The sequence below is a fragment of the Citrobacter sp. RHBSTW-01044 genome (assembly GCF_013781945.1).
GTDB classification, from domain to species: Bacteria; Pseudomonadota; Gammaproteobacteria; order Enterobacterales; family Enterobacteriaceae; genus Citrobacter; species Citrobacter braakii.
Window position 1 is genome coordinate 713620 of the sequence record NZ_CP056180.1, and the last position, 24578, is coordinate 738197.

A 24578-nucleotide genomic window follows, 5' to 3' on the forward strand; every position below is an offset into this window, starting at 1 on the left:
CGGATAGCGGTTGCCATCCGGCAATTTATTTTAGTTCTGGCGCTTATCTTCGGTTTGGGTATCGAAGTCGCTGGCGTCATGGCGTTCATGAAGCTGCTCGTTCAGCGGTCCGTTAGTGCGGTTTACAATACGACCACGCTTAACCGCCGGACGCGCTGCAATCTCTTTTGCCCAGCGTTGTACGTGCTTGTAGCTTCCTGCGTCAAGGAACTCTGCTGCGTCGTAGACGTTGCCCAGAACCACATTGCCAAACCATGGCCAGACCGCCATATCGGCAATGGTGTATTCATCTCCGGCCACAAACTGATGTTGCGCCAATTGCTTATCCAGCACGTCGAGTAAGCGTTTGGCTTCCATGGTGAAGCGATTGATAGCGTACTCAATTTTAACCGGAGCATAGTTATAGAAGTGGCCAAAGCCTCCGCCGAGGAACGGTGCTGCGCCTTGTAACCAGAACAACCAGTTCAGCGTTTCGGTGCGTTTTGCCAAATCCTGCGGCAGGAAATAACCATATTTTTCCGCCAGATAGAGCAGGATTGCGCCAGATTCGAATACGCGAACCGGTGGGTTTTGCGAGTGATCGCGTAGCGCTGGGATCTTCGAGTTCGGATTCACCTCAACAAAGCCGCTGGAAAACTGATCGCCATCGCCAATGCGGATAATCCAGGCATCGTATTCCGCGCCCTTCACCCCCTGCGCCAGCAACTCCTCCAGCATAATCGTCACTTTCTGCCCGTTTGGCGTACCCAGCGAATAGAGCTGTAGCGGATGTTTGCCAACCGGCAGCGTTTTCTCGTGGGTGGCTCCGGAAACCGGGCGGTTGATATTGGCGAATGCGCCTCCGTTCGATTTTTCCCACGTCCAGACTTTCGCGGGCTGATAGGTATTGTCTGACATATTGACCTGCCTTCTGAGTGGTTGTGTTGATGCAGTGTAGCAGTTAGGTAGAACTCAATTTAACAGATTGGAACTTTATGTCGCTTTGTGCTGAAAGGGGAAGATAAATCTAACCCGTTCATTGTACCCGCTCCGTACTCCATGAAGAGGAAATCAATGTTGGACGGAAATTGCTACCGTATTCACCATTAAAAATTGGCGGTGAATAAGCAGTAATAATGAAAAATGGTGTTCCAGGAGTAAGCGGTTATCAGGGCCCGGCGGGTGGGTGGGGCGCGGTAAAAGCCGTCACTGCTTCGGTGTTTTCGCAAAAGGCTGTCGCCCGCGACATTATCGCGATGTTCAAAATGAACCAGGTGAAAGGGTTCGACTGTCCGGGCTGTGCGTGGCCGGACCCAGGGCACCGTGCGCCAATGGAGCTGTGCGAAAATGGCGTTAAGGCGGTCTCCTGGGAGACAACCAGTAAAAAAGCGTCACCGGAATTTTTCAGCCGTCACCCGGTTTCCACACTCTGGCACTACAGCGATTATGAGCTGGAAAATATCGGTCGTTTGACGCATCCGATGAAATACGATGCAGCATCAGATACCTGGCAGGCGGTGGATTGGGATATCGCCTTCCAGGAGATCGGCGAGCGTCTGCGCAGCTATGATTCACCCCAGCAGGTTGAGTTTTACACCTCCGGCAGAACGTCAAATGAAGCGGCGTTCCTGTATCAGCTATTTGCCCGAGAATATGGCAGCAGCAACTTTCCTGATTGCTCAAACATGTGCCACGGACCGACCAGCGCAGGGCTAACGCCGGCCATTGGCCTTGGAAAAGGGACCGTTGAACTTGACGATTTTGACCATTGCGATCTGGTGATTTGTATCGGGCATAACCCTGGCACTAATCATCCACGTATGCTGACCACCTTACGCGACGTTGCCAAACGCGGGGCTAAAATAATCTCTATCAATCCGCTGAACGAAAGGGGGCTTGAGCGCTTTAGTTTCCCGCAAAGCCCGAAAGAGATGTTCACCGGTCAGTCGACGCAGTTGAGCAACGACTACTACCAGGTAAAAATGGGCGGTGACGCCTCGCTGCTGAAAGGCATCATGAAGGCGCTGATCGAAATGGATGAAGCGCGGATCTTACTGGATCAGCAACCGACACTCGATCACGCGTTTATCGATGAGCATACCGCTGGATATGCAGCGCTGTATGATGACTTACGTCAGCATAACTGGGCGGAGCTGGAACAGGACTCGGGCCTGACCCGCAGTCAGATGGAGGACCTGGCACACAGCTACAGTAAATCTCGTGCCACTATTATTTGTTATGGTCTGGGCATCACCCAGCATAAAAACGGTACTGAGAACGTCCAGCAACTGGTAAACCTGCTGCTGCTGAAAGGCAATATGGGTAAGCCTGGGGCGGGGATCTGCCCGTTGCGCGGTCATTCTAACGTGCAGGGCGACCGTTCCGTGGGGATCAACGAAGCGGCATCCGAAGACTTCCTGCAACGCCTTGAGACGCATTTTTCTATCCGTGTGCCGCGTACACATGGCCGCTCCAGCGTGGAGAGTATTCGGGCCATCGAACGGGGAGAGGCAAAAGCGCTCATTTGCATGGGTGGCAATCTGGCGGTGGCGATGCCGCAGCCGCAGCGTACCTTTGCGGCGATGAAAAATTTGGATCTGCAGGTCCATGTTGCGACCAAGCTGAACAGATCGCATTTGCTGCTGGCAAAGCATAATTACCTGCTGCCTGCATTAGGTCGAACGGAGCGCGACATTCAGGCGACGGGGAGCCAGTCGGTGACCGTCGAAGACTCGATGTCGATGGTCCATGCTTCCTGCGGCGCGCTGAAGCCAGCTTCCCGCTGGTTAAAATCGGAACCCGCGATTGTGGCGGGCATGGCACACGCCACTCTGCCGCTTTCGCCGATCAACTGGGAGGCGTTAACCGGGGACTACGCGCTGATCCGTGACGCCATTGAAGCCGTGATCCCGGCGTTCCACAATTACAATGCCCGTATTGCCGAGCCGGGCGGATTTCGTATGGATACGCCCGCTTCGCGCCGTGAATGGCGAACGGCGAATGGTAAAGCCAACTTTATCGTCAGCCATCAGCGGGCGGTAGAGCGAGAAAATCAGCCTGCCGATGCACTGGTTCTGGCGACGCTGCGCAGCCACGATCAATACAACACCACTATTTATGGTATGAACGATCGCTACCGTGGCATTACCGGTCGTCGGGATGTGGTGTTTTTAAGCGCTGAAGAAGCGGCGACTCGCGATCTGAGCCAGGGAGATGTGGTCAACGTTCAGGCGCTGGACGACCGCGGCCAGCCCTGTGCGGATCGTATTATGTGCGGCTTGACGGTGGTGATTTACAACATGGCGGTGGGCTCAATAGGCGCTTATCTGCCAGAAGCGAATGTCCTGCTTTCGCTGGATGCGGTGGACACACAAAGTTTGACTCCGGCGTATAAAAGCGTACCGGTCACCGTGACAAAAGCGTAGTTCCTGCTGTGAATTTTTCGCCTCTGAGCGCCAGCCCCTGCGTTGAGGTGTATGATGATGTTGACCTCTGTCCGGTTAGTGTCGCAGAGCAGGCAATCAGAGCGAAAAATTCACGCCAACCTGCTCAGGCTGTATTGTTTTGAGGTAAGGTGCATGAGCAAAGGAACGACCAGTCAGGATGCCCCATTCGGGACATTATTGGGCTACGCCCCAGGCGGCGTAGCAATCTACTCTTCAGATTACAGCTCCCTCGACCCACGGGACTACGACGATGATGCGGCATTTCGCAGCTATATCGACGACGAATACATGGGCCACAAATGGCAGTGCGTAGAGTTCGCACGCCGCTTTCTCTTCCTTAATTATGGCGTGGTTTTCACCGATGTGGGCATGGCCTGGGAGATCTTTTCCTTACGCTTTCTACGCGAAGTGGTGAATGACAATATCCTGCCGTTACAGGCATTTCCGAATGGTTCACCCCGCGCGCCGGTAGCCGGTGCTCTGCTTATCTGGCAAAAAGGCGGTGAGTTTAACGATACCGGCCATGTGGCGGTCGTCACCCAGTTGCTGGAAAACAAAATCCGTATTGCCGAACAGAACGTGCTCCATACGCCGTTGCCTCCCGGACAGCAGTGGACCCGCGAACTGGAGATGGTGGTTGAAAACGGTTGTTACACCTTGCGTGATACCTTTGACGACACCACCATCCTTGGCTGGATGATCCAGACCGATGATACCCGTGACAGCCTGCCGCAGCCGGAGATCGCCAATGACTCGCTGAAAATTGGCGGCGCGCGACTGGAAGATAACGGTCAGTTTGACGGTAAATGGCTTGATGAACAGGATCCGCTGCAGAAAGCCTACGTGCTGGCGAACGGCCACGTGATTAATCAGGATCCGCATCAGTACTTCACCATTACCGAGAGTGCAGAGCAGGAGCTGATCAAAGCCACCAACGAGCTGCACCTGATGTATCTGCACGCGACCGACAAAGTGCTGAAAGATGACAACCTGCTGGCGCTGTTCGATATCCCGAAAATCCTCTGGCCGCGTCTGCGCCTTTCCTGGCAGCGTCGTCGGCATCATATGATTACGGGACGTATGGATTTCTGTATGGATGAACGCGGACTGAAGGTGTATGAGTACAACGCCGATTCCGCATCGTGCCATACCGAAGCTGGTTTGATCCTCGAAAGATGGGCCGAGCAGGGCTATACAGGACAGGGACACAACCCAGCTGAAGGATTGATCAACGAACTGGCGGGGGCCTGGAAGCACAGCCGCGCGCGTCCTTTTGTCCACATCATGCAGGATAAAGATATAGAGGAAAACTACCACGCTCAGTTTATGCAGCAGGCGCTACGTCAGGCCGGGTTTGACAGTAAAATTCTGCGTGGCCTCGATGAGCTATGTTGGGATGACGCTGGTCAGCTGATTGACGGGGACGGTCGTCTGGTGAACTGCGTCTGGAAAACCTGGGCGTGGGAAACCGCGATTGAGCAGGTGCGAGAGGTCAGTGAAACGGAGTACGCCGCGGTACCAATTCGTACCGGGCATACGAATCAGGAAGTGCGTTTAATCGACGTGTTGCTGCGCCCGGAAGTGCTGGTCTTTGAACCTCTGTGGACGGTGATCCCTGGTAATAAAGCGATTCTGCCGATCCTGTGGCAACTGTTCCCACACCACCGCTATCTGCTTGATACTGATTTCACTGTTAATGAAGAGCTGGCGCAAACCGGTTATGCAGTGAAACCTATTGCAGGACGTTGTGGCAGCAACATCGATCTGGTGAGCCATCAGGAAGAGTTACTGGATAAAACCAGCGGTAAGTTTGCCGAGCAGAAGAACATTTATCAGCAGCTTTGGTGTCTGCCAAAAATTGCTGGTAAATATATTCAGGTTTGTACCTTCACCGTAGGCGGTAACTATGGGGGGACCTGCCTGCGCGGCGATGAGTCGCTGGTGATTAAAAAAGAGAGCGATATCGAGCCGCTGATTGTAGTGAAGGAAGAGTAATCTTTTTGCGAGTGCTTGATTGAAATGCGAAAAGCCGGAGTATATCTCCGGCTTTTTTCTGTTTGTAGTTAAATTGACGCTGATTATATATTTAAATAAGTTACATGGAATATAGATATAATGGTAATTATTACTTTAATTAATATTTTATAGCTCAAAAACATTCTTTTTATGAATGTTTTCAACGTTAATTAATTTCCTCCGTTTGTATTAGATAATATACTTTCTTGATTTTGTTTTTAGATGAATAATACTAATGTATTATTTGGTGTATTAGTGATATTGATCATATTTTATCTCAGGTAATATGTCGGATTACGTTAGCATACTAATTATAATCGTTAATTGTCATTAACAGTTGTTGTTGACTGCCCGCAGAAATGACGATGTAAGAAACACGTTGAGCGATTGGAAAATGCTCCGTTAGGAAATGTAAAATATCGGCAGGAACCGCCGGTCTGAGAGGGACGTATGGGTGACAGTTTTCAGAATGAAGTGCCGACGGCACGTGTTAATATTAAGTTAGATTTACATACCGGAGGCGTTCAGAAAAAGGTTGAATTGCCGTTAAAACTTTTGGCTGTAGGTGATTTCAGTAATGGTAGAGAACAACGACCATTATCCGAGCGCGAAAAGGTTGATATTAATAAAAATAATTTCAATGATGTGTTAGCTAAGTTCGCACCAGTGGTAAATATGAGTGTTAAAAATACGTTAGCTGGTGAAGACAGAACTGACGATATTAACCTTACCTTTAAAAATATCCGCGATTTTGAACCTGAACAGGTCGCACGAAATATCCCACAATTACGCGTTCTGTTGGCTATGCGTAACTTACTGCGCGACCTGAAATCTAACTTACTCGATAACGCTGCTTTTCGTCGCGAGCTGGAAATCATCCTCAAAAATCCAGCCCTGAGTCAGGAACTGCGTGATGAACTGGCAACCATGATGCCAGAAGAGATTTAACGTTATACAGGGTTTCCTCCGCTTAATTGGCAGGAATAGTAAAGGATCATAAAAGGAATATGTTGATGTCTGTTCAGGAACATACCTCTTCAGTCGCGACCACAACGACCAGTGAACGCAGCGTTTATCAATCCCTCTTTGACAAAATTAATCTTTCCCCGGTTTCGACATTAAAAAATGTAGATGCATGGCAGAGCGATGAAGCGCTTTCTGATGCCGCTCCGGCTGAACGCGTGACCGCCGCTATTCAGGTTCTGGTCTCTTGTCTGGCGGATGCTGCGCAGCCAGTAGAACGCCTGGATAAAACGCTGCTGGATGAGCAGATTGCTCGTCTGGACAAGCAGATTAGCGACCAGGTTAATGAAGTTATGCACCATGCTGAATTTCAAAAACAAGAATCGCTCTGGCGTGGTGTGCACTCGATGATCACCGGTATCGATTTTCGCCAAAATGTCCGTGTAGAAATGATGGATATCAGCAAGGATGCGCTGCGTGATGATTTTGACGACGCGCCGGAACTTATCCAAAGTGGGTTATATCGCCATGTTTATATTGAAGAATATGATCAGCCTGGCGGTGAACCCATTGCGGCAATGATTTCAGCATACGAATTTGATAACAGCCCACAGGATATTGCACTGCTGCGCAATATTTCGGGTGTGTCGGCTGCCTGTCATATGCCGTTCATTGGTTCCGTTGGGCCGAAATTCTTCCTGAAGGAAAATATGGAAGAAGTCGCGGCCATAAAAGATATCAATGATTATTTCGAACGAGCTGAATACATCAAGTGGAAAGCATTCCGTGATAGCGACGATTCACGCTATATCGGACTAACTATGCCGCGTGTTCTGGGTCGCCTGCCGTATGGTCCTGATACCGTGCCGGTACGTAGTTTTAACTATGTTGAAGAAGTTAAGGGCCCGGATCATGAGAAATATCTGTGGACCAGCGCCTCTTTCTCTTTCGCTGTGAACATGGTGAAAAGTTTTATCAAGAATGGCTGGTGCGTCCAGATCCGTGGACCACAGGCGGGTGGTGCGGTTAAAGACTTGCCTATCCATCTGTACGATCTGGGGACAGGCAATCAGGTGAAGATCCCGTCTGAGGTGATGATTCCGGAAACCCGGGAGTTTGAATTCGCCAACCTCGGCTTTATTCCGCTTTCTTATTATAAGAATCGTGATTACGCCTGCTTCTTTTCTGCTAACTCGGCTCAAAAACCTGCGCTGTTTGATACAGCGGAAGCGACGGCTAACAGCCGGATTAACTCACGTCTACCGTATATCTTCCTGCTTTCCCGTATCGCTCACTACCTGAAAATCCTGCAGCGAGAAAATATAGGTACGACCAAAGATCGCCGTTTGCTTGAACTTGAACTGAACAACTGGCTGCGCAGTCTGGTAACCGAAATGACCGATCCTGGCGATGACTTGCAGGCTTCACACCCGCTTCGTGACGGGCGTGTTGTGGTGGAGGATATTGAGGATAACCCAGGCTTCTTCCGCGTGCGCCTGTATGCTATTCCGCATTTTCAGGTTGAAGGTATGGACGTCAGTTTGTCGTTAGTTTCACAAATGCCTAAGTCGAAATCTTAACGACACAATGCACAGGAGGTGCGATGAAGATCTATCGCCCGTTATGGAGCGAGGGGGCCTTTCTGGCTCCCCAGCAGTTTCAGCAACAGACACGTTGGGATGCCTATGTAGCCGACGTTGTGGCTCATATGTCACTTTCATCACCGTGGGGCGTCATCAGCGCGGAGTTTGATGAAAGTGCGCTAACGGTTTCCCGTTTGAATCCCGTTAATCTGGTTGTGCGTTTTCCTGACGGTACGTTAGTGGATACAGGTATTTCAGATAACCTGCCTCCGGCGTGTGATTTATCGCATCTTACTGGTTACAGCAGCGTTGATATCGTCCTGGCGTTGCCGCTGCTTTCGGCTAATGGCGGCAATCTTTCGTCAGGCAACGGCGTTAGCCGTCCGTGTCGCTGGCAGCAGGAATGGCTGCCAGTGCAGGATCTCTCTGGTCAGGAACGGACTGATATGGCAGTGCTGCGGCATGCTATCACCCTCCGGTATGCCCACGATGATAACAGCGCTTATCTGACCTGTCCGGTAGCTTGCCTGACTCGTAATGCTCAGGGGCAATGGGAGCTGGGACGCGATTTTTTACCGCCATCGCTTTCACTCTCAGCCAGCCCCTTATTAATCAATTCTCTCAGTGATTTGGTGCATCGCATCCAGGCCCGTTGTCGCCGTCTGATGGCCTTGCGTCGTGAAAGTAACGAACGAATGGCGGATTTTGCGGTAGCAGATGTTTCGTTGTTTTGGCTGCTAAATGCGCTTAATAGCTCAGAGCCTGTACTGAGAGAAATGCTGCAAAACCCAGGCCGTCATCCCGAACTTTTGTGGCGTGAACTGGCGCGGTTAGCGGGCAGCCTGCTGACCTTTTCATTAGAAAATGATGTCAGCGTTGTGCCGCCATACCAGCACGCAAATCCGCAGCAAGTATTCCCTCCATTGTTTGCATTGCTGGTGGAACTGCTGGAAGCCAGCCTGCCATCTCGTGTTGTCGCTATTGAGCTGACGCAGGAGAGACAGTTCTGGAATGGTGCACTGTCGGATGCTCGACTGCGTGAAGGCGCTGATTTTTACCTGTCCGTTCGTTCAGATCTCCCTGCGCATGTCCTACTGACGCAATTTCCACAGCTCTGTAAAGCGGGGAGCAGGGCAGACGTGTCTGATGTAGTCAATGTAGCACTCAGCGGAATTCCGTTAAAACCGCTGACGCATATACCCGCAGCCATCCCGTTACGACTGGAAAATCAATACTTTGCTCTTGAGATTAATCATCCAGCAGCTCAGGCCATGCTGGACGCTGGTAATTGCGCCTTCTATGTGCCGGGAACGCTGGGAGAGATCCAACTCGAGTTATTCGCCGTATTAAGGGATTGAAATAAATGAATAAGGATATTGATCAGGTGTTCTGGCCTACCTGGCTTGCTGTAAGCCAACTACGTGGCGGGTTGGAAGTCGACGATGGGGCTGCTTTCTATCGCCGGGCCTGCCAATGGGTTGATTCTGCGCGTAATGCATTGCGTGACCTGGGGTACAGCGAGCACAGCGTTGAACACATGCTCTACACCCAATGTGCGTTACTGGATGAAAGCGTGTTGAACCGTAACCGGCAGGATAGCGGTTATATCACCTGGCTTGCGACACCCTTACAGGCCCGCTATTTCAATACCACCAATGCCGGGGAAGAGCTCTGGGAGCGCATCCGTACCGCACTGCGCGAGCCCGTTCCTGATACCGCCGTATTAACCTGCTTTTATCGCGCAATCACGCTTGGTTTTGTGGGTCGCTATCGTGAGCAGGGTGATGAACGTCGTGAAGATGTTCTCGAAGCGCTGTCAACTCAGGCGATGCCTTTTAAGTTAAAACACGATTCACCAGTAATCATGCGGGCGTCCGGCTTCTCTGGCGGTAAGCGCCGCTGGTGGCTGGCATGGATTGTTGGCGTGCTGGCGTTGGGGGCTTTGTGGCTAACATTTTCTCATGTCTTACAAGGGCAGATTGCTCAGCTGATTGGGCAGGGTTAAGACATGGCCCAGTTGCGAGGGATCGTTAACTATGTGCTGGCGGCCGTACTGGCTTTACTGTTGGTCTGGGGATTCAGCCCAGTAAGTGCGGGTATCCGGGGCGGCCTTACCGTCATTGTTTTATTGCTTTCCATTCCAGGGATCGTTTATGGCTGGCGTCAGTATGGTCGGTTAAAGCCTGAGCATTCTGCTCATGAAGTTGCGCTCCCTCCGGAGAGTTTCAGTGGGCCTGTCGTGCTGGTGTGTGGCGACAATGAGCCATTGTTTGCCGGACGTAGCGATTCTTGCGAGAGTTCGCAGGGCTGGTATTTATCTGTCCAGTCCCCGGAACATTTTATTGCTCTGGTTCGTAAGATAGCTGTGCAGCGCCCGGGGCTTCTAATGCGCGTGTCCGTGATGCTGGCATTGACCCCAGAACGGCATAAAGATGAAGATGCGCTTAAGCATATGCTACTCAGTTGGCGGCGTGTGGTAACCCAGAGTCGGCGTTGGTTATCAGGTATACCGCCGTTTTGGTTGTGCTGTTGGCTGAATTCTCCTCAATGTAATGAGACTGTACGTTGGTTTATTCGAACCCCTCAGGATGCAGAGGTGCAGTCAGCTACGGGATTAGACGACTTTGCACCTTTCTCTTCGGAAGAGCGCCCGGCTCGCCACTCTCATCTAACACATGCAGTGTGGTTAGATAATTTACTGGGCTGGCTGAAGAAGGTGCAAGGCGATACCGAACGCCATGCTCCGCCTCTTTTCTCTGCTTTACGGGTTGTGTGTTTCACCTCATTAGCGGTTTACGAAAATAATCTGTGGCAACGGCATATAACTGCTCAAACAACGCTTTCTCCTGCGGCATCAGCAGCGCCCGTACTGCTGCCTTTTCCTGATTTAGCGTTGCCTTTTTTATCCCGCCGCCGGGCACTGACAGCATTTCAACGAACGCTGGGCGTAAGCGGTCTGCTATGCGGCATTTTTGTCGGGCTGGCGATGACGTGCAGCTTTATCAATAACCAACATCTCATCAGGATCACAAACGATCATCTGATGTTATACCGCCATCTTACTGGCAATCCTGCCGAGCCAAAGATTCAGGCCCAGGAACAGCTTCGTCGTGATGCACAGCGGCTTGATCGCTGGTATCAGCGTGGTGAGCCCCTTTCTCTTTCAATGGGATTGTATCAGGGGATGAGATTGATCCCGGCTTTGCAGGCCGCCATCAGCGACTGGCTGCCAACTGAAAAACCGAAAGTGACCTCCCCGCATACCGTTCGACTGGACAGTATGTCGCTGTTTGATACGGGCGAATGGGCGTTAAAAGCGGGTTCAACAAAAGTACTCATTCGAGCTTTGGTCAATATCAAAGCCAAGCCCGGTTGGCTGATAGTCATCGCCGGACATACCGATGATGTGGGTGACGATAAATCTAATCAGCAGCTCTCTCTCAAACGCGCGGAATCTGTTCGCGACTGGATGCGTGATACCGGTGACGTCGCGGAGAGCTGTTTTGCTGTTCAGGGTTACGGCGAATTACGTCCCTACAAAACCAACGATACGCCGGAGGGGAGGGCTGCCAACCGCCGTGTAGAGATCAGTCTGGTACCGCAGGCTGATGCCTGTCGGGTGTCGGGCATGAAGGAACCGTCACCGCAAGGCGGTGACGCATTAACGAAGTAAAAATGGAGAAAGAGTTATGGCAATTCCAGTCTACCTTTGGCTGAAAGACGACGGCGGTGCGGATATTAAGGGCTCTGTTGATGTGAAAGACCGTGTGGGCAGTATCGAAGTAGTGGCTCAGGAACATAACCTGTACATCCCTACCGATAACAACACCGGTAAGTTGACCGGGACGCGCATCCATACCCCGTTTCTTTTCACTAAGGAAATCGATGCTTCCAGCCCGTATCTGTACAAGGCTGTAACCACTGGTCAGACCCTGCGTCAGGCAGAGTTCAAATGGTATCGCATCAATGATGCTGGTCAGGAAGTGGAATACTTCAACACCACTCTGCACAACGTGAAAGTGGTGAAAGTAAATCCTGTGATGTACGACATCAAAGATCCGGCTAAAGAGAAGCATAACCACCTGGAACAGATTGAACTGCGCTACGAGAAGATCGTCTGGACGTATAAGGATGGCAACATTATCCATTCTGACGCCTGGAACGAGCGTACCACCGCATAACGCACTAACGGATGAGGATTTCCTCATCCGTTTTTTTATGCCCTCTGCTGAGTATCCGGCGCGGGGATTTAGCAGAGAGTATCAACGTCACTATTACCTTATGGGCATTGGGTTACGGCCAAGGGCGGTAGCGTGCCTGAATACAGGGAGTCAGGAAGCAAATGGAACACCAGTCAGCAGTGTTATTACGACGTCTCAACCCCTATTGTGCTCAGGCGCTTGAAGCGGCGGCATCGTTATGCCAAACGCGTGCGCATGCAGAAATCACTCCCGAACACTGGTTACTGAAGCTATTGGAACAGGGGGAGGGAGATATTACTGTCATTGCACGTCGTTATGAATGGGATATCGACAATCTCTGGCAGTCGCTGCTGGCGCATCTGGATGTTCAGCCTCGTTCCGTAAAAAGCCGCCCGCAGTTGTCTGATGTACTCCTCTCTTTAATGCAACAAGCGTGGCTGTGTGCAGCAACGGATGAAAATTTGCAGATACGTGGTGTGCATCTGCTGATGGCGCTGGTGGGAAAGCCTTCGCTACTGAAGTGTGACGGCCTGTGGCCTCTTCTGAGCGCAGGACATACTCAACTGGAACGGCTCCTGCCGCTATTAAATGTTCAGTCGGATGAACGTCCTGAAAGACAGCAAGAGGCCGCTCTGGCGCAGTTTACCTCTGATGATGAACCGGGGCGAAATCTGGCCCAGTCGACTTTGTCGCCCGCATTACAAGGTGTGCTCGATAAATTTACATTAGACGTGACCGCGAAAGCGCGTGCCGGTGATATCGATCCGGTATTTGGTCGTGATAATGAAATTCGGCAAATGGTGGATGTGCTATCTCGTCGTCGAAAAAACAATCCAATTCTGGTTGGGGAACCCGGCGTCGGCAAGACCGCTCTGGTGGAGGGGCTGGCGCTGCGTATTGCTGAAGGTAACGTGCCGGATAGCCTGAAAACAGTAACCTTACGTACGCTGGATCTTGGGCTGTTGCAGGCAGGTGCTGGAGTGAAAGGTGAGTTTGAGCAGCGATTAAAAAATATCATTGATGCCGTTCAGCAATCGCCAACTCCTGTTCTGCTCTTTATCGATGAAGCACACACCATCATTGGGGCCGGTAATCAGGCGGGGGGAGCTGATGCAGCCAACCTGCTAAAACCCGCTCTGGCCAGAGGTGAATTGCGAACCATCGCAGCGACCACATGGAGCGAATATAAACAGTATTTTGAGCGTGATGCTGCGCTGGAGCGGCGTTTTCAGATGGTTAAAGTGGATGAACCGGATGATGACACTGCCTGTTTAATGCTGCGTGGTCTGAAATCACGCTATGCAGAACACCATGGCGTTCACATCACCGACGAAGCGGTTAAAGCTGCTGTTCTGCTCTCTCGCCGCTATCTTACCGGGCGGCAATTACCCGACAAAGCCGTCGACCTGCTGGATACCGCAGGCGCAAGAGTACGGATGTGCCTTGATACCGTTCCTGAACCCCTTACGCGCTTGAAGTCGGAGATCACCGCGCTTGAAATTGAAAAACAGGCGTTGCTTGCAGACCTCGCAGTAGGAAATGGTCAGCATGATGAAAGGCTGGCCAGCATTGAACAGCATGAAAATCGCCTGCTTGTCGAGCTTGATGAACTAGAAACCCAGTATGGCCAAGAAATAGCGCTCACTGAGCAACTGCTGACCAGCCGCCGTGATATTTCTCGTCAGGCGGAAACGATTGAATTGCAGCAACAGCTTAGTGTGCTTCAGCAGGGCCATCCTTTACTGTTTCCGGATGTAGACGCGCGCACAGTTGCTACGGTGATCGCCGACTGGACCGGTGTACCGTTGTCTTCACTAATGAAGGACTCCCAGACAGACTTGCTGACGCTTGAAACCCAGATGGGAAACCGCGTTGTCGGGCAGGATTACGCGCTAAATACTATCGCACAGCGGTTGCGGGCATCAAAAACAGGACTTACTCCGGAAAACGGCCCACAGGGTGTTTTTCTGCTAACTGGACCAAGCGGAACCGGGAAAACGGAGACGGCGCTGGCCCTGGCTGACATTCTCTTTGGCGGTGAAAAGTCGCTGATCACGATTAATCTGTCTGAGTATCAGGAGTCGCACACCGTGAGCCAACTCAAGGGCTCACCTCCGGGGTATGTGGGTTATGGTCAGGGAGGGATCCTGACTGAAGCCGTGCGAAAACGCCCCTATAGCGTGGTATTGCTGGATGAAGTAGAAAAAGCGCATCGCGACGTCATAAACCTGTTTTACCAGGTATTTGACCGCGGTTTCATGCGAGATGGTGAAGGCCGAGAAATTGATTTTCGCAACACCGTTATTTTGATGACTTCCAATCTTGGCGGCGACGCTGTGATGCAGATGCTGGAAGAACAGCCGGAAACCACGGAGTCCGATCTGCACGAGCTGCTGCGCCCCCTCTTGCGCGATCATTTTCAGCCGGCGCTGCTGGCCCGCTTCCAGACTATTATCTACCATCCGCTCAGTGAACCTGCGTTACGTACGATTGTACAAATGAAACTGGATCAAGTTAGACAGCGATTACTGCGTCACTACGGCATCACTACGACGATATCTGAGAACCTTTTTGATGCCCTGACAGCCGCTTGCCTGCTACCGGATACGGGGGCGAGGAATATTGATAGCCTGCTGAATCAACAAATCTTGCCAGTGCTCAGCCAGCAGTTGTTAACGTATCTTTCCCGGCAGCAAAAACCTCAGCAGCTCACTTTGAGTTGGAGTGATGAAGAGGGAATTGAATTGATAATTGATAATTGATAACGAGTGAAAAATAAAACCCAGAGATAAGACTAATGCTGGGTTTTATATTGTACTGGGATATTCGTTGCGCAACAGGACTAAATATGGATGGTGCTAAAGAGCTTGCCAAAGATATGCTCGAAGCTATTAACATTGATGATTCTGGATTTATAGCTGCTTTGACAAAAGGGCTTATATCATTTCCGGTGAGTATGGGATATCTGGCCTATGATTTTATGGATACAGAACATCACAGAGCGAATGCTGATGACAAATACAGGTTTGCCAGATTTATTAATAAAGTGGGGTTTAATAAGGAGTTGATAGGTCAGGTTGTTGGGGTTTTTATTAATGATTTTTCTTCTCGACTGGATTTTTCTTTAATGGTGGAAAAAATAGTTGGGGATAGTGCCGGAAGGATGATTTTTTCAGAGCTAACTGGCGTTAAAATTGGGTATGTTATTTCTAATCGGTTGGTCACGGCATTTTTTTCAGGTGCTTGTATAGGCTCGCTTCTTACGTTGGGAGCGGAGGTATCCAGGGCAATCTATACATCTCGCTATCTTGCTGCAAGGAGTCCTGGCCATTACCAAAAATTGAAAGATATGGGAGACCTGGATCTGCTTTATTTTCTGATAGAAGATCTTGTTTCACCTTTTGAAAAAGCAATTGAGCTTCACAATACAAATGAGGTTTTTTTTAATGAGGTTTGCCAATGTTTTCTGGATGGTCTGGGAAGTTTAGAGAAATAGTAATATATTTAATGTATTATTTTTCATATCTGATGGGTAATCTATTATGCATGTTTGGCATTGCCTTTTCTATTTGGTTTTTTTTTGTTTCTAACGATGCGTTTCGATATTTATGGGGCGCGGGAAATATTTTATTGATTGTTTTAGGGTATTTTATGATGAGATTTGGCTGGCCTCATGTGCGTAGTAATTGGGATGATTATCTGTGATTTTTTAGTTAATGGGAAATTGTGTTGGTCAGTATTATTATGGTTTTATAAGTACGTAAATATATTTAATTAAATGGAGTTAACTCTATGAATATGGAACTAACAACATCACGGCCCACGCTTAACCGCTACAGCTTAACGATTCCTTCATGCCCGCATGCACTGGATGTGGTGCGTTTTGAGGGGCTGGAGCAGTTAAGCGTTCTCTACCATTATTCTGTCCGATCTACTTGTAGTATTGAGTTTGAGTTAAGAGCTAATGATGCTGGAGTTTAATAATGAGTAAACGTAACGATATTATTGAACCTTCTGAGTGGACATCGACTCGTAAAACAGGGCTTGTTTATAGCGAAATATTGGGATGGATAGATATAGGCCATGCACAGGGAAGTGATATCAAAAACCTGATGATAGATATAAAACGAGGTGAATCAGGCTGTGATGGTTATTATGAAGTCGCTTATAGCCAAAAAATGTTTGTATACCATCGCCAGTTTGGTACAGGAAAGTTTGTTAAGTGGCGTATCAAACAAGGTTTATCTGCATGTGAGAAAAACAGCGTTGCGTTGGCCATGATGATGACGACGGCGCGCTTGTTTGAAAGTTTGCAAGCTAATTGGTGTTTTAGTTGGTATACCGACAGTGGTTTTAGCGGAGAGGATCTTACCTCTGATCTTTTAGGCTTCTACAGGGCAATTCTTCCCTCAGACTACCAGTCAAGACTAAGGTTAGTCAGTAAAGAGCGAGCACTGAATCGATGGGATTTTTATGGGCCGATAGGCAATTATAAGAATAAAGGATTTTTACCATTACTGTTTCCAGACCCGTCGGATAATTGTGCTGTTCATAAACCCTATAAAGGGAGTTTGCCTTCGTTTATGACATGGGTGCAGCCGTGGAGTGATTTCACTTCTGGTCGGGTACAAGTGATCAGCGGGGATGGCGGTTATTATTCATTTTTGTCGAGGTGAATGGTAATGAGCTACTATAAAATATTACTGGTGACTATTGCTTTGATTTCCTTGTCACCTCTTTTAATACCCTGGCCAGATAAATTAGAATATCGGGAAAGTGATTTTTTTGATTACTATTTCTACACAGATGTTGATATCAAGCAGGCCCCAAGGATCTCAAATAATTATTATTTCGAATATATTTCTCCTGAGGGAAGTACTCGGGAAACAAATCTTATTATTTTTCACGGTGGTGATGCAGAAGTTATTCGTAATTATCTAACAGGTCTTGGTTTTCATCTTTATGATTATAGTGATAATGGTAGGGAAGAGCTTTGGATATCTAGCGATAATCTTCGATTTACTTTTTCCATTGTCACAAATAAGAAAGCGGATATAGTTGTTTTAATAAAGACAATGCGTTGAGAGTAACTTTTACTTTCTGAAAATAGCTCTTTATAAAATTACAAGGGTTAAATATATGGGAATGTCCGAATCACTGGGTGGTGGGATGTCATTTATATCTGAAAATACGTTAAACCGTTATCAATTGTATATCCCTTCATGCAAGTCTGTACTGGATGTTATTAATTTTAGTGGTACGGAGGAAATGAGTTCGCTGTATCGATATGTAGTTCATTTTTCCAGCAATGATAAAGACATTGCAGCAGAGTCGATACTTAGAAAATCGACTACATTGACCATGGGAATAGGGAGGTTAAGTGAGTTAACTGCCCGAAAAGTGGTACATGGTATTGTGACATCTTTCCATCGTATAAGTGGTTCAAAAGACCAGGCAACCTATCAGTTAATCATTGAACCTTTTGTCGCGTTGTTGAAAAATCAATTTCGCACGCACCGTTTTTTTATAAATATGTCAGTTCCGGACGTTGTTAGTCAAATTTTACAGGAGCATGGTTTAAAAGACTGGGAATATAATTTTGATTTGGCAATGGAATATCCAAAACGAGAGCAAATTAATCAGTATCACGAAAGCGATCTGGTTTTTATTGAACGTTTGCTCTCTGAAGTGGGAATATTCTTCTTCTTCAGGCTTCAGCCTGATGCTGGTACTGAAGTGATCTATTTTGCTGACAAACAAAGCGCATGGGAGTTTGGCAAAACATTACCGCTGAATAGTCCCTCCGGAATGAATGACAATGGTATCGACTCAGTCTGGGATATTCAGTTCCACCAGTCTGCAGTGCAGGCATCGGTTACTGCTGGGGACTATAACCATCGTCAGGCACAGAAAATATTATTTTCTGCACAAGCCGATATGACTTACGGTGACGGTGACGGGGTGACTTACGGGGATGTTTACCACTATCGCCCGCGCCATCTTGAAACGGGTGATAAGGTATCTCCATCGCCTGAGACAGGGAATTTTTGGGCTCGTCTGGAACATGAGCGTTATCTCTCCTCACAAGCCACAATCACTGGATTATCAACCGATGTAAGCCTCAGCCCGGCTCAGGTCCTGAATATTACGGAATCCACACCAGTCCCAACGCTTCCTGCCAGTGTGTGTAACAGCTTGCTGGTTACGGCGGTTTCATTCAGCGCAAGCCGAAAGGAAGCACTACAAGTGGTGTTGATGGCGACCGTTTACAGTGAAACGCGCTGTTGGAGACCTCCACTAAAACCGCGGCCAGTGATTAGCGGCACGCTAATGGCACGTGTTTCAAGCCCGAAAAAGAATGATGAATATGCTCATTTGAATCAGAGCGGGCTTTATTGGGTTAAGTTTGATGCGGATCGTGATGATAAACAACAGGGCTACGAAAGTATGCCAGTACGCCTTGCCAAACCCTATGGCGGCGACACCTACGGTATTCACTTCCCGCTGATACAGGGCACAGAAGTGGCGGTGGCGTTCCATGAAGGGGATCCGGACCGGCCCTATATCGCCCATGCGCTGCATGACTCCCGACATCCTGACCACGTGACGGAGGCAAACCACACCCGTAACGTCATCCGTACGCCCGCCAATAACAAACTGCGCATGGAGGACAAACGGGGCGAGGAGCACATCAAGCTCAGCACCGAGTACGGCGGGAAGACGCAACTGAACCTGGGGCATAACGTGGATGCGCAGCGCGCGCTGCGGGGAGAGGGCTTTGAACTACGTACAGACCAGTGGGGAGCTATTCGGGCAGGGAAGGGGATTTTTATCAGCGCCGATCGTCAGGAATTAGCTGGAGGTTTGCAGTTAGATATGCATGAAGCAGTAGCGAACTTACAAGCTGCGCTTCAGGATGCGAAAGGTATTCGTTCTGCGGCAGAAAAAGCGAAAGCAGAACTGGCTGATATCGAGAGGCAAAAAGCATTGTTGATGGAGTCTATGACAGACCTCAAGAAACAGGCTTTACTATTTTCTGCTCCTGCCGGTATCGCTCAGGTGACTCCCGCCAGTATCCAACTCTCATCAGGTGAGAATATCATTGTAACCTCTGGAGCGGACGCGGATGTCAGTGTCGCTAAAAAATTCCGCCTTGGTGTGAAAGAAACAATAAGTCTTTTCGCTCAGTGGATGGGGATTAAAATTTTTGCCAGCAAAGGAAAAGTGGAGATTCAGGCACAGGGAGATGCAATGGATCTCATAGCAAAGAAAACGTTGAGTATAGCCAGCAAAGATGAGCAGGTGATTATTACCGCAGCGACAGAGTTAGTACTCAGTTGTGGCGGTGCATATATCAGGCTTAAAGATGGTGAAATAGAAGTAGGGGCGCCAGGCAATGTTCGCGTAAAGAGTATTGGAATTCAGAAAATGGCTCCTGCAACATTGAATGCTAGCATAGAGTTACCGGATCCTTGTGCCACAGCCATTGATGCTGCTGGTGGTACGCAAAGCCCTACCGTGACGCTGGGTTAATGGAGGGCAAATGAAGGAATCTTTAATAACTTATGATTACTCCTTACCGGCAATGCAAAAACGAGGGGATGACATTGGTGAACAAATATTTAATCATTTTATAACGTTAAATAGAAATTGCATATTAATGATTGATACTGCAATTATAAGACTGAGGAATAAAGATTCGTCATTCTATGATAAAATAAAAAGTAGGGATGTTGTAAGGGTACCTGTTGCTACTCGTTATCTATCAGCTGAATTTGAACCCTGTTTGGTTTCACTGGATCTATCTTTACCTGCTGATTGTAATATACTACATGAAAGTATTATGCAGGCTCTGAAAGAGATAGAACCTAATGAGATACTGCTGGGTAAGGGCAGGATGATTTGTGGTTGGCTTACTTGTGCAGAAAATATTATAAATCTCGCTGCTTATCTGGGAAAAGTCGCTATCCAACAGCGTGATGGCAAAGATGTATTGCTTCGGTATTATGACCCCGCAATTATAATCTCTCTTTTCTCCATCCTGGATGATTGGCAACAACGACGTTTGTTAGGACCAGTTGAAGTGTGGAGTTTTATTGATGGCGATGGACAGTTTATCAATAAAATAAATAAATCTAATAATCAAGTGCGACTTTCATATACTTTATCGCTGAGTGCTGACAATTGGCGTGATATAAATTTTGTAGGGATAAAGAATAAGATTATTTGTAATTATCGCTTAGCGCATTTGAGTAGTGAACGATTTTCGGAAGTAGAGGTGTTTAAGGTATTAAGAAATTCACTTAAAAAAGCCGAGTTGTGTGCTTTCTTTGATATAGAAGATCTTATTAAATGGGGTGAGTGTTCAATTAATGTAGCTCCGGAATTTTATAACCATAGCGTTATTAAAAAACTGCTTGAAATAAATAAACGAAGTGAAAGAGGAAATTTTATTCAAATCACGTCCCATGTCACAGAACAGCAATGGAATGAAATTCGTGAAGAGCATTAATTAAGAAGTTTACAGTTAGAATATGCAGGAGAACAGGGATGAAAAATCATAAATGTGACTGTATGTCACAGGGACCGGCATTACTACCCGTACGCTATGCGGTGATTCCTGAATATATTAAAGAACCGTTACCGGAGTGGGCAACATCAGGAGTATCGGCTTACCCGGTGGAAAACGAAAATTACCACTATGCGCTGCGCGCAATGCGCAGAGGATATATCTATATCTACTATCCGTATCTGACGGACTGGGAGGCGTGGTCGGTATGTGATGACGGCAGTTTGTGGAAACAGCTTTCGGCGAAAAATGTCCTGGAGAAAGCAGAGCCTGACTGTCGGCAGGGAACCTACAGTAATGGCGGAAAGGATTTTCTGACGCTGCCCTATGAAGTTCTGGAGAATGACATCTGGATAGCATTCACGCAGTGTCCGTGGACGGAAAATACGCTGGAGCGTTACGCGAGCGATGGCGTGCAACGGCAGAGCAGAATGCAGTGCGTGAGTTCATCGAACTGGAGGGCGCCACAGGCTTCACAGCAAATAACGGAGGCAACCACAGCGAATCTTGTCAGTGTTCTGGATTACATTCCGGCGCAGGGCAGCATGCTGAGCCCGGGAATGCGGTTACCTTATGGCACCCATAATAAAATACGCGTCAGCCAGTGTGTGAATGAACGCTATGCAATAGTCAAAGAGCCGGGGCCGCAGGAGACATTGTACCCGTGGAAGAGTGGAGTGGTCGGAAACACAATCCGGCAGATGAAGGAACGGGGTGTGAAGCCAGACGGTTCCCCGGTCACACCGTTGCTGATGGCGCTGCATGATGCAACAGGGATAACGCATGAGCTGACGGGATGGACGAACGATGTCCTGGCGATGGCGAAGATATTCGGTGATGAACGCGCCCTGGAGTTCTGTACCCAGAATCTGATAAACGGTGTTAAGGAGATTATAAAAAAGAGTGCTGAGCAGAATGTGGAAGAGCAGCTCGCGGCATTGGGTGGTTCACTTTCAACATCTCGCGATATTGATTACGCATATGGAATGTATGTCTGGAACGAGGGACGGAAAGGCAATACGGATGTTTTAAGCCGGGAAGAATTTGAGCGTCAGGCGAAGAAAAGACAGGAGCAGAATCTGAAAAGGTCGCGGGTGGCAAATAACCTGCGCAGATATAAAAGAAAGATAAAGCAAGAGAGCCTGGATTCGTTTATTAATTGTAGTGAGGTCCTGACACAAAAAATAGATAAACAACTCGAAGTGATAATTGCTTTCCGCTGTCAATGGCTTAAATCTCCATGTTTTATTCGTACACTGCAGGACTTTTATTCTGATCTTTCACAGGATAATTTGCACTTTCGTGAAATTGCGGCTTTTGCGATGTCTGGGTTAGGTGCGGCGAAATCTGGTGTGAGTTTACTCGATGACTGGATAAAAGATTACTCAACTGCTGATGAAAATAACCTTGTCTGGCGTACACATTTTTATAATGCACCTGAGTTAATGACTATTGCCGAACCCTTGCTTGCCAGAGTACGCAAAGGAGTGAGTCAGCAGGTCACAGAACAAAGTTTATTAGCATTTTTTGAGTCAAAATCCGGCGACCTGGTTAAATTATTCGAAGGATTTAGTAAAGCAACAGCTGCGCTGGATGAGCCACTTGGAAATGATCCAGTCTGGTCAAAGCGGGTGTTGTATCAAGTTGACCAACATATGGCAACGCTGGGTTCACGATTATTCTCGGTTTCGGGTGTGGGACCAAAATTGGACACCATAAACGATCTTGTCGTTAAAACGCTCTGTTCTCTTTCAGCAGGTAAAACAATAGCTGAAATAAAATCTTTCTCTAGTAAATATTTTGGCTGGGCGACTGAGCGTAGTTACTATGTAAACGACATTCTCTTTGTTAATCCTCAGAAAAACAGAGTGTCAGGGCGCTTAAAAGTCGCTCAGGTGCGGTTCTCCGATCTGGAAAAGGCGACTGCGGAATTCAGTATCAAGGGAGCGAAAAAAAATGCTTATCGTGCGACAAGTATCAATTTCCTGGTGCTCTTTTTTAATATGGCGGAGCTATATAACCAGGCAGATCATTTTAAACGTGATGACTTTTCCAGTTATGCCAAACTGGTCGCTGCAGGATTCGCCACCACGGGAGGCGCGGTAGATATTGTCAGTAAGATGATGGATGTCATAAAAAAAGATGATAAATCGTTTCCGAAACTGAAATGGGTGGGGGCCAGTTGTGCAATGCTTAATGCCATTGCATCGTTGGGGGCTGATTTTTCAGATGCTTACCAGTTAAAAGATGAAAAATCAATAAGTAAACGATGGGCATACAGAGTGTTATATTTGGGAAAAATCCTTAATGATATAACTACAATTATTTCACTCAGCGGCAAAGTTATGCCTGCCTTAATGTCAAAATTTGGCTGGAGTACGGCTGTCGGCAGTATGGAGGTGTGGCTGGGACGCGCAGCGACACCCACGGTTTATGCGCTGGGTATTGAGTGGATTGGTGTCTTCTCATCCTGGCAGTTCGCTTTGTTACTGGTGGTAGTAGATTATGCCCTGAAAGAGTATTTTTTTGAAGATGAAATTCAAATCTGGCTGCAGAACACGCTGTTTGGCAAAAAATTTTCGAAAGATATTGATAGCTTCTCTGAACAAAAAAAAACAGAACTTATAGTGAAATGTGGAGAATCGCTGATGGAATGCGTACGTAAAATAGAATCTACCAGTAAATAGAATTGAATTATATTTTCAAATAAATTCATTGAATAAATATCGGCATGGTCATATTACATATTGTAAGAATAAATTATGAAAAAAGAACTGAAATTCTCGGACGGGTTGCGAAGAAGTCTGGAAGGCAGCAATAAAAAATATCCGCTTCATAACTATCTGCAGCAAAAAAATGAACTATCGCGAACGCAGGAAATTCTGCGCAATATCGAGGCCAAAAATGAAAAAGGAAAATGGCTGGCACATTTTCGCCTGAAAGAGAAAGAGCTGCTGGAGGCGCTGAAAAACGCCCCGCCGGACCCGGTGCTGCCGCCTCCGGCACCGCTGATTAAAGTTCGGGGCGTCATAGAAAAACTGACGCAGCGGCGGGTGGTGCAGCATTTCGACGTTCTGTCCTATCCGGAAGGAAACGCCTACTACACCCGGTATAAAAAGAAGATGGCGGCGTCGGCGGTGGTCTGGGCGGCCAGCGGCTCGGGAGGGACAGCTTCGGCCCTGCTGCAGGACTATGACAGGCCGCTGTGTGGGGCCTGGTATCTGACCGGACGCATTAACGGCAGACGTTTTTCGGGCTGGCTGGGATGTCACTGGTGCTATGAAGGCGAGGAGGTGGAACTGCTGGCGGCACCGGTCGGCGAGGAGTATCTGGTGTATGCCATCCACAGGCCGGAGGAGCAGTCCCTGTGCATGACGCCGGGGTGTTACCGGGGAAAGAATCAGGCGCGCCGGGCGGCAGTGCGTATCCCGTTGCGGGTTTGCTATCTGTGCCTGGCCGTTGTCCTCATAACATTGCTGTGTAGCGATGGTATGGCATCATTTTACGATCCTATGTTCTATATATTTATAGCAGGCACAATAGTTTTTCTGCTGGTGATGTGCCTGCTTCCCGCAGCCTGGTCAATTTACAAACACAAGCCGTTACCGGAAGAAACGCTGTCAGAGGAGATATTCACCCTGCTGGGCTGGGAAAACGTGGCGGATATTAACCTGGAAACTCTGCATAAACGGCGAAAAAAAGAGTGGAAGCGAACAGAGATCCCGCCAAACCCTCTGCGCAAAGGTACGCCCTTTGATCATTCAGGAGGGACATTTTGTTTTTTTTATTATTAATAAGGATGCTGAATGGTTCTTAACGG

At 48.3% G+C, this 24578-nt stretch carries 17 protein-coding genes; 16 read left to right on the top strand and 1 reads right to left on the bottom strand.

Annotated elements, in window-relative coordinates; genetic code table 11:
* Positions 1 to 30 precede the first annotated feature (30 nt).
* The gene (gene yghU / locus HV352_RS03520) at positions 31 to 897 is read right to left on the bottom strand and encodes a glutathione-dependent disulfide-bond oxidoreductase (RefSeq protein WP_016154488.1); all 867 of its coding nucleotides are present in this window, start codon (positions 895 to 897) and stop codon (positions 31 to 33) included.
* Positions 898 to 1115: 218 nt separating this feature from the next.
* Between yghU and HV352_RS03525 the strand changes: the two genes are divergently transcribed.
* The 16 genes from HV352_RS03525 to HV352_RS03600 all read left to right on the top strand — a co-directional run bounded on the left by HV352_RS03525 (position 1116) and on the right by HV352_RS03600 (position 24552).
* Entirely contained in the window at positions 1116 to 3404 is a 2289-nt protein-coding gene (locus tag HV352_RS03525) for an FdhF/YdeP family oxidoreductase (RefSeq protein ID WP_181635193.1), read from the top strand.
* A 153-nt stretch (positions 3405 to 3557) separates the two neighbouring features.
* Positions 3558 to 5420, top strand: coding sequence for a bifunctional glutathionylspermidine amidase/synthase (gss, locus tag HV352_RS03530; protein ID WP_065554311.1), 1863 nt, complete (start codon positions 3558 to 3560; stop codon positions 5418 to 5420).
* Positions 5421 to 5891: 471 nt separating this feature from the next.
* Complete coding sequence (tssB, locus tag HV352_RS03535) at positions 5892 to 6389, top strand: type VI secretion system contractile sheath small subunit (RefSeq protein WP_047414030.1); 498 nt, start codon at positions 5892 to 5894, stop codon at positions 6387 to 6389.
* A 65-nt stretch (positions 6390 to 6454) separates the two neighbouring features.
* Complete coding sequence (gene tssC / locus HV352_RS03540; protein WP_016157464.1) at positions 6455 to 7984, top strand: type VI secretion system contractile sheath large subunit; 1530 nt, start codon at positions 6455 to 6457, stop codon at positions 7982 to 7984.
* A gap of 23 nt (positions 7985 to 8007) precedes the next feature.
* Positions 8008 to 9345 (top strand): type VI secretion system baseplate subunit TssK, encoded by a 1338-nt coding sequence (gene tssK, locus HV352_RS03545; RefSeq protein WP_047414028.1) that lies wholly within the window; start codon positions 8008 to 8010, stop codon positions 9343 to 9345.
* 5 nt (positions 9346 to 9350) lie between these two features.
* Entirely contained in the window at positions 9351 to 9992 is a 642-nt protein-coding gene (gene tssL, locus HV352_RS03550; protein ID WP_047414027.1) for a type VI secretion system protein TssL, short form, read from the top strand.
* Positions 9993 to 9995: 3 nt separating this feature from the next.
* Positions 9996 to 11660, top strand: coding sequence for an OmpA family protein (locus tag HV352_RS03555; RefSeq protein WP_181635194.1), 1665 nt, complete (start codon positions 9996 to 9998; stop codon positions 11658 to 11660).
* A gap of 16 nt (positions 11661 to 11676) precedes the next feature.
* A complete protein-coding gene (gene tssD / locus HV352_RS03560; protein ID WP_003024437.1) occupies positions 11677 to 12168 on the top strand; it encodes a type VI secretion system tube protein TssD in 492 nt (163 codons plus the stop codon).
* A 161-nt stretch (positions 12169 to 12329) separates the two neighbouring features.
* Positions 12330 to 14951 carry a type VI secretion system ATPase TssH gene (tssH, locus tag HV352_RS03565; protein ID WP_181635195.1) on the top strand — a complete coding sequence of 874 codons (2622 nt, stop codon included), beginning with the start codon at positions 12330 to 12332 and terminating at the stop codon, positions 14949 to 14951.
* An 86-nt stretch (positions 14952 to 15037) separates the two neighbouring features.
* Positions 15038 to 15685 carry a hypothetical protein gene (locus HV352_RS03570; RefSeq protein ID WP_181635196.1) on the top strand — a complete coding sequence of 216 codons (648 nt, stop codon included), beginning with the start codon at positions 15038 to 15040 and terminating at the stop codon, positions 15683 to 15685.
* Positions 15686 to 16172: 487 nt separating this feature from the next.
* Positions 16173 to 16865, top strand: coding sequence for a hypothetical protein (locus HV352_RS03575; RefSeq protein ID WP_016157456.1), 693 nt, complete (start codon positions 16173 to 16175; stop codon positions 16863 to 16865).
* Between the two features lie 6 nt (positions 16866 to 16871).
* Positions 16872 to 17273 (top strand): hypothetical protein, encoded by a 402-nt coding sequence (locus tag HV352_RS03580; RefSeq protein ID WP_016157455.1) that lies wholly within the window; start codon positions 16872 to 16874, stop codon positions 17271 to 17273.
* A 55-nt stretch (positions 17274 to 17328) separates the two neighbouring features.
* On the top strand, positions 17329 to 19722 hold the full coding sequence (gene vgrG / locus HV352_RS03585; RefSeq protein ID WP_181635197.1) for a type VI secretion system Vgr family protein: 2394 nt from the start codon (positions 17329 to 17331) through the stop codon (positions 19720 to 19722).
* A 10-nt stretch (positions 19723 to 19732) separates the two neighbouring features.
* Positions 19733 to 20701 carry a DUF4123 domain-containing protein gene (locus HV352_RS03590; protein ID WP_181635198.1) on the top strand — a complete coding sequence of 323 codons (969 nt, stop codon included), beginning with the start codon at positions 19733 to 19735 and terminating at the stop codon, positions 20699 to 20701.
* A 38-nt stretch (positions 20702 to 20739) separates the two neighbouring features.
* Positions 20740 to 23445, top strand: coding sequence for a T6SS effector BTH_I2691 family protein (locus tag HV352_RS03595; protein ID WP_181635199.1), 2706 nt, complete (start codon positions 20740 to 20742; stop codon positions 23443 to 23445).
* Positions 23446 to 23520: 75 nt separating this feature from the next.
* Positions 23521 to 24552, top strand: a complete 1032-nt coding sequence (locus HV352_RS03600) for a putative type VI secretion system effector (RefSeq protein WP_181635200.1) — start codon at positions 23521 to 23523, stop codon at positions 24550 to 24552.
* The last annotated feature ends 26 nt before the right edge of the window (positions 24553 to 24578 follow it).

Bases quoted from the DNA above. Each gene is read 5' to 3' on its own strand.
- HV352_RS03570 (WP_181635196.1), top strand. From the start codon at position 15,038: ATGGATGGTGCTAAAGAGCTTGCCAAAGATATGCTCGAAGCTATTAAC.
- tssC (WP_016157464.1), top strand. From the start codon at position 6,455: ATGTCTGTTCAGGAACATACCTCTTCAGTCGCGACCACAACGACCAGT.
- HV352_RS03590 (WP_181635198.1), top strand. From the start codon at position 19,733: ATGAAGGAATCTTTAATAACTTATGATTACTCCTTACCGGCAATGCAA.
- tssB (WP_047414030.1), top strand. From the start codon at position 5,892: ATGGGTGACAGTTTTCAGAATGAAGTGCCGACGGCACGTGTTAATATT.
- yghU (WP_016154488.1), bottom strand. From the start codon at position 897: ATGTCAGACAATACCTATCAGCCCGCGAAAGTCTGGACGTGGGAAAAA.
- tssL (WP_047414027.1), top strand. From the start codon at position 9,351: ATGAATAAGGATATTGATCAGGTGTTCTGGCCTACCTGGCTTGCTGTA.
- HV352_RS03555 (WP_181635194.1), top strand. From the start codon at position 9,996: ATGGCCCAGTTGCGAGGGATCGTTAACTATGTGCTGGCGGCCGTACTG.
- HV352_RS03525 (WP_181635193.1), top strand. From the start codon at position 1,116: ATGAAAAATGGTGTTCCAGGAGTAAGCGGTTATCAGGGCCCGGCGGGT.
- tssD (WP_003024437.1), top strand. From the start codon at position 11,677: ATGGCAATTCCAGTCTACCTTTGGCTGAAAGACGACGGCGGTGCGGAT.
- vgrG (WP_181635197.1), top strand. From the start codon at position 17,329: ATGGGAATGTCCGAATCACTGGGTGGTGGGATGTCATTTATATCTGAA.
- tssK (WP_047414028.1), top strand. From the start codon at position 8,008: ATGAAGATCTATCGCCCGTTATGGAGCGAGGGGGCCTTTCTGGCTCCC.
- gss (WP_065554311.1), top strand. From the start codon at position 3,558: ATGAGCAAAGGAACGACCAGTCAGGATGCCCCATTCGGGACATTATTG.
- tssH (WP_181635195.1), top strand. From the start codon at position 12,330: ATGGAACACCAGTCAGCAGTGTTATTACGACGTCTCAACCCCTATTGT.
- HV352_RS03580 (WP_016157455.1), top strand. From the start codon at position 16,872: ATGAGCTACTATAAAATATTACTGGTGACTATTGCTTTGATTTCCTTG.
- HV352_RS03595 (WP_181635199.1), top strand. From the start codon at position 20,740: ATGAAAAATCATAAATGTGACTGTATGTCACAGGGACCGGCATTACTA.
- HV352_RS03600 (WP_181635200.1), top strand. From the start codon at position 23,521: ATGAAAAAAGAACTGAAATTCTCGGACGGGTTGCGAAGAAGTCTGGAA.
- HV352_RS03575 (WP_016157456.1), top strand. From the start codon at position 16,173: ATGAGTAAACGTAACGATATTATTGAACCTTCTGAGTGGACATCGACT.